Source organism: Robiginitalea sp. (assembly GCF_049588695.1).
GTDB lineage: Bacteria > Bacteroidota > Bacteroidia > Flavobacteriales > Flavobacteriaceae > Robiginitalea.
This window is the reverse complement of sequence record NZ_JBAVZJ010000467.1, coordinates 1-1,744: the sequence shown is the minus strand read 5'-3', so window position 1 is coordinate 1,744 and position 1,744 is coordinate 1. Positions and strand designations below refer to the sequence as shown.

1 protein-coding gene is annotated in these 1,744 nt (G+C 49.5%); it reads left to right on the top strand.

Annotated features, from left to right (window positions below; genetic code table 11):
• Positions 1–1,744 (top strand): glutamate synthase central domain-containing protein (locus tag WBV75_RS11025; protein ID WP_424120658.1); only part of this gene is annotated, 1,744 nt, incomplete at both ends.

Genomic DNA, 1,744 nt, shown 5'->3' with positions numbered 1-1,744 from the left:
GCTGTAAGTGCGGATGGAAAAACCGGTGATGGGGCGGGCATTCTCATCGATATCCCCCATGGATTCTTAACAGATGTATGCGACTTCGACCTTCCGAACCCCGGAGGATACGCGACTGGAATTGTTTTCCTGCCACCGAGCACAAATCAGCAGGGGTATTGTATTCGCATTTTTGAAGAGAGTTGCGGCAAAGAAAATCTCGAGGTGCTGGGATGGCGCGATGTACCCGTAGACGCCACGATACCCGGGCGGATCGCTGCTGAGACTGAACCCCACGTGAAACAGGTGTTTATCCGGCCGCTCTTTACCCCGAAGGATCCACTCCAATTGGAAAGAGCCCTGTTCATTGCCCGTAAACGGGCCGAACACGCTATTTGCGATTCAAGGCTTTCAGAAAGCAATTATTTCTACCTGCCCAGTTTGTCCACGCGTATCATCATCTTCAAAGGACTTCTGATGCCTTTGGATATTCAAAAGTACTACCTGGATCTCCAGGACCCGAGGGTAGTCACTCGCCTGGCCCTAGTGCATCAGCGGTTCTCAACCAATACGTTTCCAACCTGGGACCTGGCACAACCCTTTCGATATATGTGCCATAATGGCGAGATCAACACTTTGAGAGGTAATATTTCACGGATGTATTCCAGGGAAGAGCTATTGGCCAGCGACTGGTTGGGAGAAGACCTGAAGGAAATCCTCCCCCTGGTGCTTCCCGGTAAATCAGATTCAGCCACAATGGATATGGTGGTGGAACTCCTGCTAATGAGTGGTAGGTCACTGCCCGAGGTCATGATGATGCTTGTACCCGAAGCCTGGGAAAAAAATAAGGACATGTCCCCATCCAAAAAGGCGTTCTACGAATTCAATTCATGCCTTATGGAACCCTGGGACGGTCCGGCTTCCATCCCATTCACTGATGGGAACTACATCGGAGCCGTACTTGACCGTAATGGCCTCAGACCCTCTCGTTATTCCGTCACCAAAGATGGGTACGTGATCATGTCTTCTGAAACTGGGGTACTGGATATTGCTCCGGAAAATGTGGCCTTTCACGGTAGACTGGAGCCCGGGAGGATGTTTCTGGTGAACATGAAAGAAGGACGAATCGTCAATGATGAGGAAGTCAAGGAAGCTATTGCATGTAAACTTCCCTACGAAAAATGGTTGAAGGAAAACCTGATCCAGCTCAAAGACATACCCTACAGCAAAGCACCCCTGCAGGAAGATAAGGTACCCCTGGCAAAACGAATAATTGCCTTTGGCTATACGCAGGAAGAGATTCAGAATATTGTTTTACCCATGGCTCGCGAAGCCAAAGAACCTATAGGCTCTATGGGTGCCGATACACCTGTTGCCGTGCTATCGAATCGTCCACAACTGATCTACAATTATTTCAAGCAGCTTTTTGCCCAGGTGACCAACCCACCCCTGGATGGTATCAGGGAAGAATTGATTTGTGACATCAGCCTAACCCTGGGCAGGGACCAAAACATTTTTGACCTGACCTCAGAACACTGTCGTAAACTAAAGATTCACAACCCCGTCATCTCCAAAGAGGATCTGGATAAGATAAAGCGGTTTGGCCAACGGCCCGAATTTAAGGTCCTGTCCATTACAATGCGCTATGAGGCCACCCGGGGTCTCAATGGTTTGGAAGAAGCCCTTGAAGCCCTCCTTAGAAAAGCCTCAGATGCTGTGAATCAGGGTGTGCGCATATTGATCCTCTCCGACAGGAATACTGATG